This window comes from Cognatishimia coralii, assembly GCF_037478305.1.
Classification (GTDB): domain Bacteria; phylum Pseudomonadota; class Alphaproteobacteria; order Rhodobacterales; family Rhodobacteraceae; genus Cognatishimia; species Cognatishimia coralii.
This window is the reverse complement of record NZ_JBBGAZ010000011.1, coordinates 41,568-58,031: the sequence shown is the minus strand read 5'-3', so window position 1 is coordinate 58,031 and position 16,464 is coordinate 41,568. Positions and strand designations below refer to the sequence as shown.

Below are 16,464 nucleotides of genomic sequence, written 5' to 3'. Positions count from 1 at the left end.
GCAGAATCGCGGCTGGGCGTGCTAGATTTGGCGGTATGCTACAAGAAGACCGCAAAATAAGCGAAAATCTACCGGTTATTCGTCAATTGGACGATGGCGCGATCAACCGGATCGCGGCGGGCGAAGTGGTAGAGCGCCCGGCTTCCGCGGTGAAAGAACTGGTCGAGAACGCGATTGATGCGGGTGCGCGCCGGATCGAGGTGGCGATTGCTGATGGCGGCAAAACGCTGATCCGCGCCACGGACGACGGCTGCGGTATCTCTGAGGCGCAATTGCCCTTGGCCATGAGCCGCCATGCCACGTCGAAAATCGATGGCTCGGATTTGCTGGATATCCACACCTTCGGGTTTCGCGGTGAGGCACTGCCGTCCCTCGGTGCGGTCGGGCGTCTGACAATCACTTCGCGGGTTGCAGGGCAGGGTGCGTTCTCCATCTCCGTTGCGGGCGGCGAGATGTCTGCGGTGAGGCCCGCGGCCTTGGGCGGAGGCACGATCGTCGAGTTGCGCGACTTGTTTTACGCGACACCGGCGCGGCTGAAATTCATGCGCTCGGATCGCGCGGAATCTCAGGCGATCAGCGATGTCGTCAAACGCTTGGCGATGGCGGAACCTTTCGTCGGATTTACCTTGCGCGATGTGACGGGCGGCGGCGACGGGCGTGTTTCGTTTCGCGCGGATCCCGAAAACGGAGATCTGTTTGACGCGCTGCATGGCCGTTTGGCGCGGATTTTGGGGGCGGAGTTTGCCGAGAACGCGCTGCGGATTGATGCAGAGCGCGAAGGGCTGCGATTGATCGGATATGCAGCGCTGCCGACCTATTCGAGGGGCTCGTCTGTGGCGCAATACCTGTTCGTGAATGGGCGGCCTGTGAAGGACAAGCTGCTCGTGGGCGCTCTGCGCGGGGCCTATTTCGATTTCCTCAGCCGAGATCGTCATCCGGCGGCGGCTTTGTTTATCGATTGCGACCCGCAGCTTGTGGATGTGAACGTGCATCCGGCGAAATCCGAGGTTCGGTTCCGTGATCCGGGTCTGGCGCGGGGGCTGATCGTTTCGGCTCTGCGGCATGCTCTGGCCGAGGCGGGGCATCGCGCCTCAACGACGGTGGCGGGGGCGACTTTGGGCGCGATGCGTCCCGAGCCGATCCCTGCAGGCGGTGGTGCGCGGGTTTACCAGATGGACCGTCCGTCTTTGGGAGCACGGACGGCAGCCTACCACGCGCAAGCGCCGGGTCTGGCCGAGGCGCCCACGGCTTGGGACAGCGCCCCCGGCGCGGGGTTGATGGAGGCGCCTGTTGCGGGCCGGGTTGATGCGCTCGATGAGGAACCGCAAGGGACTGAAGAGAGTGCCGAGGCTCAACCATTGGGTGCGGCACGTGGGCAGGTGCATGAGAATTATATCATCGCGCAGACGGCCGACGGCATGGTCATCGTGGACCAGCATGCGGCGCACGAACGGCTGGTCTATGAAAGGCTGAAACGCCAGATGGCGGAAAATGGCGTGGCGGCGCAGGCGCTTTTAATCCCCGAGATCATTGATCTGTCAGAAGGCGACTGCGCACGGATCCTTGCGGTCTCCGAAGAACTATCAAATTTCGGCCTGACGCTTGAGCCCTTTGGTGGAAGCGCGATCGCCGTGCGAGAAACTCCAGCCATTCTGGGCGAAGTCAATGCCCGCGCGATGGTGCTCGATATTCTGGATGAGTTGGATGATCAGGGCGAAAGCCTGTTGGTGCAGGCCAAGATCGAAGCAATTCTAAGTCGCGTGGCCTGTCACGGGTCGATCCGATCTGGTCGCCGGATGCGGGGCGAAGAGATGAATGCGCTTTTGCGTGAAATGGAAGCAACGCCGCATTCTGGCCAATGCAACCATGGCCGCCCGACTTATGTGGAATTGAAACTGGCCGATATTGAACGGCTGTTTGGACGGACGTGATGGATTTTTCTGACCCGCAAATGCAGACCTATGTGATGGTCGGAGCCGTCGTTCTGGGTGTGATCATCTTAATGCTCTGGTCGGTTCTGCGCGCGTCCTCCCGATCCGCAGATCAAGTCGCCATGATGGCGCAGCGTGTGGATCAACTGGCGACCGGGCAGGCGCAGCTGGACGGCAATATGGCGACGCTTGCGCAGTCTCAGGGGCAGATTGGTACATTGGTCGAGCAACGGCTTGGCGAGGTGCAGATCAATATGCATGAAAACCTCGCCAAAGTGCAGCGTGGTACGGGCGAGAATTTGGCCAAGATGCAGCAGCAGATGGCTGATAATCTTGGCGCGCAACAGTTAAAGCTGCAGGAAAACCTCGCGAATATGCAGCTGCGGACCAACCAATCGCTGGCGGATTTGCAGGAAAAGCTGAACCAGAGCCTGATGGGCAATGCGAAACAGACTGCCACCAGTCTGACCCAGCTTCAGGAGCGGCTCGCGACCATCGATAAAGCACAAGAGAATATCACCAAGCTCTCGGGCGACGTGCTAAGCCTGCAGGATATCCTTAGCAACAAACAGACCCGTGGTGCCTTTGGAGAAATCCAGCTCAATGACATCGTCGGCAAGGCGCTACCTACAGACAGCTATGCGCTGCAAGTCACGCTCAGTAACGGCAAACGGGCGGACTGTTTGATCCATTTGCCAAACCCGCCGGGCCCGATTGTGATCGACAGCAAGTTCCCGCTTGAGGCCTATGAGGCGATGCTGGCGTCGACGTCTGAGGCTGAGCTCAAGGCTGGGATCCAGATGTTTAAGACCTCTGTGAGGAAGCACATCAAGGATATCTCAGAGAAATACATCATCGAAGGCGAGACCGCAGATGGCGCGCTGATGTTCCTGCCCTCGGAGGCTATTTACGCCGAGCTGCACGCAAAGTTTCCTGATCTTGTCCGAGAGGGGTTTGAGGCGCGGGTCTGGATTGTCTCGCCGACCACCTGCATGGCGACGTTGAATACAATGCGCGCAATCCTGAAGGACGCTCGGATGCGTGAGCAGGCGGGGGAGATCCGTAAGGCTCTGAAAAACCTGCATCGCGATGTTGAGATTGTTGGCGAACGCGCCGGAAAGCTGGAAACCCATCTTCGGCAGGCGGGCGAGGACGTTGCCGGGATCCTGACCGCCAGCTCTCGGGCCAGCAAAAGGGCGCATAAACTCGATAACTTTGATTTCGAGGAACTGGCGCCTGAGGCTGATAACGTGGTTCCGCTGGCCAAACAGCCGGGTGAGTAGCCTAGTGTTTTTGCCTTAAATTGATGCAAGTCAAAGCCCATCTGCGGCGCGCGGTGACACTCTTTCCTCATGGAAGGAGATTCTCATGCTTGAGATTACACCGAGGAAAGTCGCTCAGATCGTTCTGATGGGCCGTGAATTGGACCGGGCCGAGGGCGAGCTACGCGGTTTTTTTGATCGCCTGAACGAAGAAGAACTGACGAGTTTGGTCGCGGTGATGTGGATCGGCCGTGAGAGCTTTGAGCCAGAGGACCTTGCACAGGCCATTCAGTCGGCAAAGGAGCACGCCACGACTCCGACGGTCGACTATTTGATTGGCACACCCCATTTGTCGGATCATCTGGAAAACGGCATGGAAGCGCTTGGCATTTCTTTGATTGACGCTGAAGACTCGCTGATCCGACGAGGGTAACAGCAGTCCTGCAAGCGCACTTCGCCGAGCGCCCATAAAATATGAAAGGCCCCAAGCGGGGCCCATCATCTTTTAGAAATCCAGGTTCTCGACACTCAGCGCATTCTTCTGGATGAATTCGCGTCGTGGCTCCACCACATCGCCCATCAGCTTGGTAAAGAGATCATCGGCCTCGGCCATATCCTCGACCTTGACCTGCAACAGCGTACGCGCATCCGGATCCAGCGTGGTTTCCCAGAGCTGATCCGGGTTCATTTCGCCCAGACCCTTGTAGCGTTGCAATGTCAGACCACGTTCGCCTTCGGTGAGGATCGCTTGCAAGAGATCCAGCGGCCCGTGAATGACCTGTGTGCGGTCTTTGCGCACCAAAGTGGCTGCGACGCCGTAAACCTCTTGCAGGCTCTCGGTAAAGCTGCCGGTCTTGCGGGCCTCGCCAGAACGCAGCATTGGGCCATCCAGCGTACGGACTTCCTCGACACCACGCAGGATACGCGCCAGTCGGATGCCGTGATCCTGTGTGATCCGACCCTGCCAGCCGCGCTCATATTCCAACGCGATCTGGTCCAGACGTTTGGCCACCTTATCGGCGACGCCTTGGAGGTCTGCGTCTACCGCGCCCGGCACAAAGGCACCCGCGACGGCAGCCTGTTCCAGAATGTGGCGAGGGTAGTGAGTCGGGAAGGCATCAAGAACGCGCTTGAGCTGACGTGCCTCGGTCACAACGCGCGCCAGATCAGCGCCGACCATATCCGCGCCCGATCCCAGCTTCAGGATCGCGCCTTCGACGCCCTGTTCTACGAGATAATCATCCAGCGCGGCTTGGTCCTTGAGGTAAACTTCGGACTTGCCGCGGCTCACTTTATAAAGCGGCGGCTGAGCGATATAGAGATGCCCACGTTCAATCAGCTCTGGCATCTGACGATAGAAGAAGGTCAGCAAGAGCGTCCGAATGTGCGCACCGTCGACGTCCGCATCGGTCATGATGACGATCTTGTGGTAGCGCAGCTTGCTTGCGTCGAATTCGTCGCGCCCGATTCCGGTGCCAAGCGCCATCACAAGGTTGCCGATTTCCTGAGACGACAGCATACGGTCAAACCGCGCGCGTTCGACGTTCAGGATTTTCCCGCGCAGAGGCAGGACGGCCTGCGTACCCCGGTCCCGACCGGTTTGGGCGGATCCACCAGCAGAATCCCCCTCCACCAAGAAGACTTCGGTCTTGGACGGGTCTTTTTCCGAACAATCCTTAAGCTTGCCTGCCAAGAAGTTCACATCCAGCGCGGTTTTGCGGCGAGTCAGCTCGCGCGCCTTACGGGCGGCTTCGCGGGCCATAGCGGCTTCGATGATCTTAGACACGATCATCTTGGCTTCATTCGGGTTCTCCTCAAACCACTCGGTCAGCTTCTCGTTCATCAAGCCTTCGACGGCGGGGCGGACCTCGGATGAGACGAGCTTGTCTTTGGTCTGAGAACTGAATTTCGGGTCAGGCACTTTGACCGAGAGCACGCAGGTTAGACCTTCGCGGGCGTCGTCACCGGTGAAGTTGATCTTTTCCTTTTTCGCGATCCCGCTTTCCTGCGCGTATTTGGTCAGGGTCCGCGTCAGAGCCCCACGAAAGCCCGCAATATGGGTGCCGCCATCCCGCTGCGGGATGTTGTTGGTAAAGGGCAGCACATTTTCGTGGTAGCTGTCGTTCCACCACATGGCGACTTCGACACCGATGTCGTCCTTTTCGCCGCGCACATAGATCGGCTCGGGCATCATGGCGGTTTTTGACCGATCGAGATATTTGACGAATTCCTTAACGCCGCCGTCATAGAAAAGCTCGGTTTTCAGTGGCTCGGCGGGGCGTTCGTCCTCAAGGATGATGCGGACGCCGGAATTCAGGAAGGCCAGCTCGCGCAGACGTTTTTCCAGCGTCTCAAAGGAATATTCCAGATTGCTGAAGGTGTCCGTCGAGGCCAGGAACCGCACTTCGGTCCCCGTGTGGTCACCCGCGTCGCCGACAACCTCAAGATGCTTGGCGGTTTCACCACGTTCAAACCGAGCAATGTGCTCTTTCCCATTGCGCCAGACGCGCAGTTCCAGCCAATCCGAAAGCGCGTTCACAACAGACACACCCACGCCGTGCAGGCCGCCGGAGACCTTATAGGAGTTGCTGTCAAATTTACCGCCCGCGTGCAGCTGGGTCATGATGACCTCGGCCGCCGAGACGCCCTCTTCGGGGTGGATGTCGACTGGAATACCACGCCCGTTGTCGCTGACTGACACAGAGCTATCCGCGTGAATTTTCACGGTCACATAGTCGGCGTGACCTGCCAGAGCCTCGTCGATGCCGTTGTCCACGACCTCATAGACCATATGGTGAAGCCCCGAGCCATCATCGGTGTCACCGATATACATGCCAGGGCGCTTGCGAACCGCCTCTAAGCCTTTGAGAACTTTAATAGAATCCGCGCCGTATTGCTCGGTGTTTTGCGCGTCGTCGCTCATGTGATGAGACCCCTTATTTCTTGCCCAATTTATAGCCGTTTTGGAGGGGAGTGTCACGCAATTGACGTGTTTTTTTGGGCGGAATCCCGGTCGTGTCGCGAGCACGGGAACCGAGCGAATTTGAGTATTTTTGGCAAGATGAAATCAGGCCTTTGACAGGGCGGAAATCCCGTCGTCCTCTGACACTGTAAGATACTGCGCACGGTCGCCGAGCGCATCAAATAGGTGGTCTTCGGTTCCGGTCATCCAGGCCTGAGCCTTTAAGTCAATCAACTCATCATAAAGCGCAGCGCGCCGATCCGCGTCCAGATGGGCGGCGACTTCGTCCAAGAGCAGGATCGGCGGGGTGCCAAGCGTGTCGGCAAGCGCGCGCGCATTGGCGAGGATCAACGAGATCAAGAGCGCTTTTTGCTCGCCTGTCGAGCAATCTGATGCGGGAACATTCTTGGCGATATAGGTCGCAGAAAGGTCAGAGCGATGCGGGCCGACCAGCGTACGACCGGCGATCAGGTCTCGACTGCGGCTTTCTGCAAAGGCCTCGCGAAAAGCGTCCTCAGAGGTCGGGCTCTCGCCTTCGCTTTGCAGTAGGTCCAGGTCGGCAATGGGGAAGGCGGTCGAGGTTTTCCGTTGCGCCTCAGTGAGTTGCGCGAGTGTGGCCAGGCGATTGGCATGGATCTGAGTGGCGCATTTCGCCATTTGATCCTCGAGCGCCTTGTACCAATGTGCATCGCGAATCTGTTCTTTCAAAAGCCGGTTGCGTTCCCGCATGGTCTTTTCATAGGTCAGTGACGCTTCGGCATGGTCTGGAAAGAAAGACAATGCTGTTCGGTCCAAAAACCGTCGTCTTCCTTCCGCGCCTTCGATCCATAATCGATCCATTGCGGGAATAAGCCATATCACACGACAGAGCGCGCCGAGTTTGGTCTGTGGGGCCGTTTTGTCGTTGATTTTAACCTGACGGGCCGCGCCGCTTTCCGACCACGTCTCAATTTCCTGAGTGCCTTCAGATGACGTCAGAATGCCGCTGAGTTTCCATCCCAAAGCCTCGGGACGGCGCATCATGTCCTGCGCCGAGGCGCGGCGGATACCCCGACCGGGCGAGAAAAGTGATACGGCCTCTAGGATATTGGTTTTGCCCGCGCCATTGGGCCCATAGATCGCGACTGGACGCGCGTCACAGCTTATTTCGCTGGCCTTATGGCTGCGAAAATGACTGAGTTTCAGATTGGTCAGCGCAAGCTGTGTCATGACCGGCCTCGTTTTCTTTCAAAGAAAACGGCGCGGAATTTTTGGAAAATTCCGCCCTGCCTCACACGCGCATCGGCATCACGACGTAAACGGCCGTGGTGTCATTGCCTTCACGCATCAATGTCGGATCACCTGCGGAGTTGAACATAAAGACAGCGTTCTCGCGATCCACTTGGCTGGCAATCTCCAGCAGGTATTTCGCGTTAAAGCCAATCTCTAGACGCTCATCGCCATAGGCCACCGCAAGCTCTTCTTCCGCAGCACCGGAATCAGGCGCGTTGACGGACAGAACCAAACGGTCCTCATCCAATGCCAGTTTCACCGCGCGAGACCGCTCTGAAGAAACGGTGGCCACACGATCCACAGCCTGTGCGAATTCTGCAGCATCCACTTCTAGACGACGCGTGTTGCCCGCTGGAATAACGCGTGTGTAGTCAGGGAAGGTGCCGTCGATGACTTTAGAGGTCAGCGTAATATCTGGCGTTGCAAAGCGAACTTTGGTGTCGCTGACGCTCACCGCGATATCCATATCATCGTCGTCCAAGAGCTTGCGCAGCTCGCCAACGGTTTTGCGCGGCACAATCACGCCCGGCATATCGCTCGCGCCATCCGGAAGATCAGAATCAATCCGCGCCAGACGGTGACCGTCTGTGGCCACACAGCGCAACACCTGACCGCCATCCGCATCAGAGACATGCATATAGACGCCATTCAGATAATAGCGGGTCTCTTCCGTCGAAATCGCGAACTTCGATTTATCAAACAAGCGACGTAGATTCGCCGCCTTGGCCGTAAAGTTGCAGGCATATTCCGAGGTCGCCATGACCGGAAAATCCTCTTTCGGCAGCGTCGCCAAAGAGAAGTTCGACCGACCTGCTTCGACGGTCAGCCTCCCAGCGGTCCCGTCGTCAGACAGAGTCACCAACGCGCCATCCGGCAGCTTGCGTACGATCTCATGCAGAGTGCTTGCAGAAACGGTCGTTGCACCCGCGCGTTCAACCATCGCGGCCGCTTTGTCGACCACTTCGATATCAAGGTCTGTCGCGCGGAAGGACACATTCGCGCCATCCGCTTCGATCAGCACATTGGCTAGGATCGGGATGGTGTTGCGGCGTTCGACCACCGATTGCGCCTGAGACACGGCCTTAAGCAGGGTGCCACGTTCAATGCTGATTTTCATCCCTTCGTCCTCCGAAGTAGCCGGGGGTGACAGACTAGCCTGTTCACCCTTAGGCTCAAGCTCTTTTTGGTTTTTTCGGCTGTATTTACGGGGCCGTCAAGCACCCAAAGAAAAAGCGGGCCCAAAAGCCCGCTGTAAGGTGGGGAGTGCCCCGCCTTTATGCTTCTAAGGCGCGGCGGAGAAGTTCGAGATCCTCGGCGATTTGACCGTCCGAGCTACGCAGCTCTTCGATACGGCGCACCCCGTGCATGACGGTGGTGTGATCCCGTCCGCCAAAACGACGCCCGATTTCTGGCAAGGAGCGGCTGGTCAGCTGTTTGCAAAGGAACATGGCAACCTGACGCGGGCGCGCAAAGTTGCGCAGACGTTTGGGGCCGATCATGTCGGACAGGCGGATGTTGTAGTGTTCAGCCACCCGGCGCTGGATTTCCTCGACACTGATCTTACGCTCAGAGGCACGAAGCACGTCGGACAGACAATCCTGCGTCAATTCCATCGTGATTTCGCGACCTACGAGGGAGGCAAATGCAAACAGACGGGTCAGAGCACCTTCAAGCACGCGCACGTTGGTGGAAATGCGATGCGCGAGGAATTCCAGTACGCCATCGGCAAGAACCAGATCTGGATATTGGCTACGGTACTGCTCGACCTTGCTTTGCAGGATGCCCAGACGCAGCTCATAGTCGGTCGGGTGCAAATCCACCACCAAGCCACATTGCAGGCGAGAGCGAATGCGGTCTTCCATGCCTTTGATTTCGCCAGGAGCGCGGTCGGCAGAGATAATGATCTGTTTGTTCTGATCCACCAAAGCATTGAACGTGTGGAAGAATTCTTCTTGGGTGGAGTCCTTGCCCGCGATGAACTGCACATCGTCGACCATTAGAACGTCTACAGAGCGGAACAGCTCTTTGAAGTCCATCATCTTGCGATCACGCAGGGCCTGAACAAAGCGATACATGAATTGTTCAGCAGATAGGTAAAGGACATTCAGGTCTGGACGACGGTTTTGCAACTCCCATGCAATCGCGTGCATGAGGTGGGTCTTACCAAGGCCAACGCCGCCATAGAGGAACAGCGGATTGAAGCTGACAGGACCACCTTCAGCGACACGGCGGGCGGCGGCATTGGCCAGCTCGTTCGGTTTGCCAACCACAAAGCTGTCAAAGGTGAAGCGCGCATCAAGCGGGGCGCCCGGCAGCTCGGCCTTAGAGGTTTCAAGGCGCGTTTGTGGAGAAGGGCGCACTGTTTCTGAGACAGGCGCTGCGGTCTCGATGGACGGAGAAGTTACCCGTGGCGCTGCGGCGGAATTCGCGACCCGGAAATGCACGCGCTGAACGGTTTCGCCCAGAGAGGTCAGTTTGTGAATAAGAAGGTCGCCAAAATTCTGGGACACATAGTTGCCGATAAAGTTCGTCGGAACGTTGAACGTTGCTACGCCGTCCTGAATATCAGCAAACTCAAGCGGTTCGATCCACGCCTTGTAGTTATTTTGCCCGACCGTTTCCAACATTTCACGTTGGAAAGCCCCCAGTTGATCTAGTGTCATTTGTCCCCGATTCCGCGTCCAATTCAATCGACCCCGAAAGAGTCGAACCTGCCAGTTTCGCAACCCAATTCCGCACTCACACCTTGGCTGGATGCTGAGCAGTCAGCACCTTGCAAAAACAATACGTCCCATTCCGTGAAAGTCCCCACCCTCACAGCGTAAGTTTCTTGCGCACCTTTGTGCGTTCAAAAAAGGATCGGACACGCAAGCCCTCAACCAGATTCTTCAAGAACATCACCATGTTTGCACACAGAAAGATGCACTACAACCTTTGGTTGAGCTTGGTTGTCGGTATTCGGTTTTCCCGAATGCTGTCCGCCCCCCGAAGCGGCGATATGAATCGCACTTATGAAGCTAGCAATTTCGGAATGAGAGTCGCAACTGATCTTCGAACTTGACTCATGAAATGGTCGAAAAGAATCTCTCTCAGTGAGATCAAATTTTCATAAAAAAAGGCGCCAACCACATAGGGGAGGCGCCTTTTTTTACTGTTTGATAAGGGTTTAGCCCAGAGCTTTGACCCGTGCCGCAAGACGAGAGATTTTGCGGGATGCCGTGTTCTTGTGGAAGATACCTTTGTTCACACCGCGCATTACTTCTGGTTGAGCTGCCTTGAGGGCTTCTGCGGCTGCGGCGTGATCGCCAGACGCAATCGCTTCCTCTACTTTGCGCAGAAAGGTGCGGATGCGGGAGCGACGGGATTGGTTGACCAGAGCACGGCGTTCATTCTGACGTGCGCGCTTTTTGGACTGTGGTGAGTTTGCCATGAATCTCAGACCTTTATTTCGTGTTCGTTTCTCTATTCTGCGTGAGACCAAAGACAACGGGTCTGCCCGGTTTCCCGGGTCCGATTCTTGCCTAAGCGGGCATCACGCGCATGTATGACGGCGGTCTTTACAGAGTTTTACTGGTGAATGGAATAGCAAAAATCCAAGCGAGGATTTTGCACCTGCAGCAAAGCGAATCGTTCCGATCGAATCCCAATGCTCAAAAAAATTGCACCGCTGACGTGCGCCCATGAAAAAGGCCGCCCGAAACGGACGGCCTAGAACAGGTTCGGACAATTTACTTGTCGCGGAACTGAGCCTGACGCTTTTCTGCAAAGGCGGCCATGCCTTCCTTCTGATCTTCCGTCGCAAAGAGCGAATGGAACAGGCGGCGCTCATAAAGCAGGCCTTCGGTCAGGGTTGTCTCATAGGCGCGGTTTACGGCTTCTTTCGCGGCAATCGCACTCAGCATGGATTTCTCGGCGATCTTCTGCGCCGCGCCCATGGCTTCGTCCATCAACTTCTTGCCCGGCACAACACGAGACACGAGACCCGAACGTTCGGCTTCGTCAGCATCCATGAAGCGTCCGGTCAGATGCATGTCCATGGATTTAGATTTGCCGACATAGCGCGTCAGGCGCTGCGTGCCGCCTAGGCCCGCGATAACGCCCAAATTGATCTCGGGCTGGCCGAATTTCGCGGTGTCCGACGCAATAATAAAGTCGCACATCATCGCCAGTTCGCAGCCGCCACCAAGCGCGTAGCCAGAGACGGCCGCGATGATCGGCTTGCGGATCTTAGTGATCGCATCACCGTGGTCGCCAAAAAAGTCAGAGAGGAACATTTCAACGAATGTCTTCTCGCTCATTTCTTTAATGTCGGCACCGGCGGCAAAGGCCTTCTCCGAGCCTGTGATTACAATGCAGCGGACTTTGTCATTCTGATCGGCCTCAGACAGAGCTTGGCCCAATTCCTTCAGCAGCTCTGAGTTCAGAGCGTTCAATGCATCAGGGCGATTCAGTTTGATAAGAGCTACGTGGTCTTCAACTTCGACGATGATCGTCTCAAAAGCCATGGATCCGCTTTCTGTTGTTCCAAGTAAGCTCGATTCCTTACCATGTCGGAAGGGGGGATCAAGTTATCTTTGGCATTGCGCACAGTAGAAAGATGAGCGTCCAGACTGCGTGATTCTCAGAATCACCTTGTCACAATCAGGCGTTTTGCAGGGTTCGCCCTCGCGCCCATAGACATCAAAGCTGTGCTGAAAATATCCAAGTTCTCCATCGGCTTGGCGGAAATCACGCAAGCTGGAGCCGCCTGCTTCGATGGCCTCTGACAGCACCTCACGAATGATTGGCACCAAAGCGGCGATCCGAGGCGCGGAAATTTTGTTGACGTGGCGTTTGGGGGAAATGCCAGCACGATAAAGCGCCTCGCATACATAGATATTGCCCAGGCCAGCGACGATTTTCTGATCCAAGAGCGCCGATTTAATCGGCGTTTTGCGGGACTTGAGCTGCTCGACCAGGTAGTCCTCATTGAAATCATTACCCAAAGGTTCGGGGCCAATATCGCAAAGCAACTTATGGGCATCAGCTGTTGCAGTCTCCAGCAGATCCATAGCTCCAAAGCGACGCGGGTCATTGAACGTAACCCGAGCTCCATTGTCCATGTCAAAGACCACGTGATCGTGTTTCTCAGTCTGAGGATGGTTATGCGCAAATTGCCCCAGTGGGTCGCCAGAGACCGTCATGCGTCCTGACATGCCCAGATGCACCAGCAAGGTCTCTCCGCTGGCAAGGTCCATAAGGATGTATTTCGACCGGCGCCTCAGCCCCAAAACCTTTTGCCCGGTCAGCCGCCCCGCCATGTTTTCTGGGAACGGCCAACGCAGGTCTGGGCGGTTTACCGAAGCTTTTGCAATCACAGCCCCCGTCATCGCGGGTTCAAGCCCTCGGCGGACGGTTTCAACTTCGGGCAATTCAGGCATGGGATCCGCTCCTTCTTTGGCTCTTCTTAGCGGCTCAGATAGGACAGGCAAAGCCCGCGTCCACCGAGCCAATAGATCGCATTGTAAGCGCGGCTTTGGCTCTATATGTAAGGCAGGGAATTTCTGAGGGGCCGCGACATGAGCCAAGCTGACCAAACCACCACGCATTTCGGGTTTGAAACCGTGCCAGAAGCCGAAAAGGCCGGGCGTGTGCAGGGCGTTTTTGGCTCGGTTGCCTCAAAATACGACATCATGAACGACGTCATGAGCATGGGCATCCACCGCATCTGGAAAGACGCGATGATGGATTGGCTGGCACCACGCCCGGGGCAAAAGCTTTTGGATGTAGCGGGCGGCACAGGGGACATTTCGTTCCGGTTTCTGGATCGCGCAGGTGCGGGGCATGCCACGGTTTGCGACTTGACCGAACCAATGCTGGTCGAGGGCCGCAAGCGCGCCGAAGCAGACAAAATGGCGGATCAGCTGGATTGGGTTGTGGGCGATGCCATGGCGCTGCCGTTTGAGGACAACACCTTTGATGTCTACACGATCAGCTTTGGCATCCGAAACGTGACCCGCCCGCAAGAGGCCCTGAACGAGGCCTACCGCGTGTTGAAACCCGGTGGCCGTCTGATGGTGTTGGAGTTCAGCCAGATCCCGAATGACATGATGCAGAAGGCCTACGACTTGTATTCCTTCAACGTCATTCCTCGCATGGGTCAGGCCATCGCAAATGACCGCGACAGCTATCAATACCTGGTGGAAAGCATCCGCAAGTTCCCAGATCAGGACACCTTCCTTGCCATGCTACGCAAGGCCGGGTTTGAGAACGCGAAATACCGCAATCTGACAATGGGCATCGCGGCGCTGCATTCGGGTTGGAAACTCTAAGTGCGCGGACCTCACAATATCTGGCGCCTGATCCGAACCGGCGCAACGCTTGAACGTACAGGTGCAATGGGCGTGGTGCTCGAAGCCTTTGAGGCGCCCAAACCCTTGCGCATTCTGGCGCGCACTTTGGTCTGGCCGTTTCGCTGGATTGGCATCAAGGGTGACCCGAATATGCCGCCTGTTGTGCGGGCCCTGACCGCCTTGGGGCCGGCCTATATCAAATTCGGTCAGGTTCTTAGCACGCGTCCAGATGTGGTCGGCTCTGAAATGGCGACGCAACTGCGGGTCCTGCAGGATCGCTTGCCGCCGTTTTCCGTCGCCGAGGCGAAAGCCGCGATTGAATCAGAACTTGGCGTCGCGCCTGATGAGATCTTCTCGGAATTCTCAGAGCCCGTCGCGGCTGCCTCGATTGCGCAGGTTCACAAAGCCAAACTTGCTGACACCGGCGAGGTCGTCGCAGTCAAAGTGCTGCGCCCCGGCATCGAACGCGCCTTCCGCAAGGACGTGGATGCTTTCTACTTCGCGGCAGATTTCATCGAATTCGTAGCTCCTTTCTCTCGGCGTCTGCGCCCGCATGATGTGATTGAACATTTCGACGGAGTCGTCACCGGCGAACTGGACCTCCGCCTAGAAAGTGCATCCGCCAGCGAGTTTGCTTCAAACACCGTGAATGATGCAGGCTTCCAAGTCCCAACCATCAAATGGGACCATTCCGCCCGCCGCGTCATGACCATGAGCTGGGCCGAAGGCGCGGCCATGGGCGACAACGACGCTCTGCGCGCTGCAGGACACGACCTGCACGCCCTTGGGGCACGCGTATTGCAGCTCTTCCTTAGCCACGCGCTGCGTGATGGCTATTTCCACGCGGACATGCACCAAGGTAACCTTAAGGTGGCCGCGAATGGCGATATCATCGCCTATGACTTTGGCATTATGGGCCATATCGACGAATACACCCGTCGGGTCTACGCCGAGATCCTCTTTGGATTCATCCAACGCGACTATAAACGCGTCGCCGAAGTCCATTTCGAGGCAGGCTACGTGCCCGCCGATCAAGACGTCGACGAATTCGCCCGCGCCCTGCGTGCCGTCGGCGAGCCGATCTTTGGCATGGACGCCACTCAGATTTCGATGGGGCGCCTGCTGAACTACCTCTTTGAAGTCACCGAACGCTTCGGCATGGAAACCCGCACCGAGCTGATCCTTCTACAACGCACAATGGTTGTCGTCGAAGGCGTCGCCCGTTCGCTGGATCCAAGCGTCAACATCTGGGACGTCGCCAAACCGGTCGTCGGCGACTACATCCGCGACTCTGTTGGCCCCAAAGCGCTTGCTCGTGATCTTTGGAAAACGGCGCAGGTATTGTCACGTTTCGGCCCGCGTTTGCCAGGCCTCGTTGAATCTGCGCTGATCAAACAGATTTCCGAAGAACCAGAACCACGCCGTCGCATCTGGCCCATTGTCGCCAGCAGCATGGTGCTCGGCGCGGGCCTTGGGATTGGAGCCGTGTACCTCGCGGTGACCCTGCTCTAGCGGCGGGTCAACCATTCCGCATTTGGCAACACTGCGTGCCCGCCGCGTTGCACGGCTGGTTTCATCTTGCCAGAAATACTTAAATCCAGGCATCGCTACAAAAAGCGCCGACCAATGGCCGGGGCGTTTTTTAGCAAAAAGAAATCAGATCAGTTGATCAGCCCCGCATGACGCATGGCCGCATCAATCTGCGCCTTGGTGCTGTCCAGCAACCCTGTCAGCGGAGAGCGCACCTCATCCGAGCACAGACCCAGCTGAGACATACCGTATTTCGCACCAACCAGACCGGGCTCTACAAAGATCGCACGGTGCAGAGGCATCAATCGGTCCTGCAGTTCCAGCGCCTTGCTGTAGTCACCTGCCAGAGTGGCCTCTTGGAACTCTGCGCAAAGACGCGGCGCGACGTTGGCTGTAACAGAGATACAGCCCACACCACCATGTGCGTTGAAGCCAAGTGCCGAGCCATCTTCGCCAGAGAGCTGAATGAAGTCCGCACCGCACATCTCGCGTTGGTCGCTTACGCGGGCAACATCTCCAGTGGCGTCTTTCACGCCCACAATCCGAGGCAGTTTCGCAAGCTCACCCATGGTCTCAGGCGTCATATCGATGATCGAGCGGCCTGGAATATTGTAGATCACGATCGGCAGATCGCAGCAGTCATGCAGCTCGCGGTAGTGCGCCAGCAATCCGCGTTGCGTTGGCTTGTTGTAGTAAGGCGTCACAACAAGGCCCGCATCCGCGCCGGCTTTTTCTGCGAATTGCATAAAGCGTACGGCTTCAACGGTGTTGTTTGACCCAGCGCCCGCGATCACAGGAATACGGCCCGCCACCACTTTGACGACCTCTTCGATCACGGTCTCGTGCTCTTCATGGGTCAATGTCGGGCTTTCACCCGTCGTCCCAACCGGAACCAAACCATGAGAGCCTTCGCTAATATGCCACTCAACCAGCTTCTTGAGCGTATCCAAATCCAGCTCGCCGTTCTTGAACGGCGTGATGAGTGCAGGCATAGACCCTTTGAACATAACACGCTCCTTTGTTGTGCGATCTGGGCAGGACGCCCAAGTGACAGGCCGGAAGTCGCCGACCCAGGTTGAATTTCGCGCGGACCCTAGCCGGAAGTGGCGAGGTTGCCAAGTTACTCATTGGACCATGAGCAATCCGCATCTATGTTTGCCCTATAACCCGCAGCG

At 57.0% G+C, this 16,464-nt stretch carries 13 protein-coding genes; 5 read left to right on the top strand and 8 right to left on the bottom strand.

All coding sequences use genetic code 11. From position 1 onward, the window contains the following. Window positions 1–35: 35 nt before the first annotated feature. The 3 genes from mutL to WG622_RS15740 all read left to right on the top strand — a co-directional run bounded on the left by mutL (window position 36) and on the right by WG622_RS15740 (window position 3,626). Window positions 36–1,931 carry a DNA mismatch repair endonuclease MutL gene (gene mutL / locus WG622_RS15750; protein WP_339404464.1) on the top strand — a complete coding sequence of 632 codons (1,896 nt, stop codon included), beginning with the start codon at window positions 36–38 and terminating at the stop codon, window positions 1,929–1,931. Then, window positions 1,931–3,214 (top strand): DNA recombination protein RmuC, encoded by a 1,284-nt coding sequence (locus WG622_RS15745; protein ID WP_339404463.1) that lies wholly within the window; start codon window positions 1,931–1,933, stop codon window positions 3,212–3,214. The genes mutL and WG622_RS15745 overlap by 1 nt, the downstream gene beginning before the upstream one ends. A gap of 85 nt (window positions 3,215–3,299) precedes the next feature. Beyond that, window positions 3,300–3,626, top strand: a complete 327-nt coding sequence (locus WG622_RS15740) for a DUF3775 domain-containing protein (RefSeq protein ID WP_339404462.1) — start codon at window positions 3,300–3,302, stop codon at window positions 3,624–3,626. Between the two features lie 72 nt (window positions 3,627–3,698). On the opposite strand, the gene gyrB is transcribed toward WG622_RS15740, so the two are convergent. The 7 genes from gyrB to mutM all read right to left on the bottom strand — a co-directional run bounded on the left by gyrB (window position 3,699) and on the right by mutM (window position 12,847). Beyond that, on the bottom strand, window positions 3,699–6,116 hold the full coding sequence (gene gyrB / locus WG622_RS15735; RefSeq protein WP_339404461.1) for a DNA topoisomerase (ATP-hydrolyzing) subunit B: 2,418 nt from the start codon (window positions 6,114–6,116) through the stop codon (window positions 3,699–3,701). A gap of 144 nt (window positions 6,117–6,260) precedes the next feature. Then, window positions 6,261–7,364, bottom strand: a complete 1,104-nt coding sequence (recF, locus tag WG622_RS15730; protein WP_339404460.1) for a DNA replication/repair protein RecF — start codon at window positions 7,362–7,364, stop codon at window positions 6,261–6,263. A gap of 61 nt (window positions 7,365–7,425) precedes the next feature. After that, complete coding sequence (gene dnaN, locus WG622_RS15725) at window positions 7,426–8,544, bottom strand: DNA polymerase III subunit beta (protein ID WP_209358061.1); 1,119 nt, start codon at window positions 8,542–8,544, stop codon at window positions 7,426–7,428. Between the two features lie 157 nt (window positions 8,545–8,701). Further along, window positions 8,702–10,090, bottom strand: a complete 1,389-nt coding sequence (gene dnaA / locus WG622_RS15720) for a chromosomal replication initiator protein DnaA (RefSeq protein ID WP_339404459.1) — start codon at window positions 10,088–10,090, stop codon at window positions 8,702–8,704. A gap of 503 nt (window positions 10,091–10,593) precedes the next feature. After that, window positions 10,594–10,857: a 30S ribosomal protein S20 gene (rpsT, locus tag WG622_RS15715; RefSeq protein ID WP_209358063.1), complete on the bottom strand. Its 264-nt coding sequence runs from the start codon at window positions 10,855–10,857 to the stop codon at window positions 10,594–10,596. A gap of 298 nt (window positions 10,858–11,155) precedes the next feature. Then, window positions 11,156–11,932 carry an acryloyl-CoA hydratase gene (acuK, locus tag WG622_RS15710; protein ID WP_339404458.1) on the bottom strand — a complete coding sequence of 259 codons (777 nt, stop codon included), beginning with the start codon at window positions 11,930–11,932 and terminating at the stop codon, window positions 11,156–11,158. Between the two features lie 63 nt (window positions 11,933–11,995). Then, on the bottom strand, window positions 11,996–12,847 hold the full coding sequence (mutM, locus tag WG622_RS15705) for a bifunctional DNA-formamidopyrimidine glycosylase/DNA-(apurinic or apyrimidinic site) lyase (protein WP_339404457.1): 852 nt from the start codon (window positions 12,845–12,847) through the stop codon (window positions 11,996–11,998). A gap of 138 nt (window positions 12,848–12,985) precedes the next feature. Between mutM and ubiE the strand changes: the two genes are divergently transcribed. Both ubiE and ubiB read left to right on the top strand, forming a co-directional pair. Then, window positions 12,986–13,738 (top strand): bifunctional demethylmenaquinone methyltransferase/2-methoxy-6-polyprenyl-1,4-benzoquinol methylase UbiE, encoded by a 753-nt coding sequence (gene ubiE, locus WG622_RS15700; protein WP_339404456.1) that lies wholly within the window; start codon window positions 12,986–12,988, stop codon window positions 13,736–13,738. Further along, window positions 13,739–15,271, top strand: coding sequence for a 2-polyprenylphenol 6-hydroxylase (gene ubiB / locus WG622_RS15695; RefSeq protein ID WP_339404455.1), 1,533 nt, complete (start codon window positions 13,739–13,741; stop codon window positions 15,269–15,271). It begins immediately after the preceding gene. A 149-nt stretch (window positions 15,272–15,420) separates the two neighbouring features. Here the strand turns inward: ubiB and dapA are convergent, their stop codons facing one another. Beyond that, complete coding sequence (gene dapA / locus WG622_RS15690; protein ID WP_339404454.1) at window positions 15,421–16,296, bottom strand: 4-hydroxy-tetrahydrodipicolinate synthase; 876 nt, start codon at window positions 16,294–16,296, stop codon at window positions 15,421–15,423. Window positions 16,297–16,464: the final 168 nt, after the last annotated feature.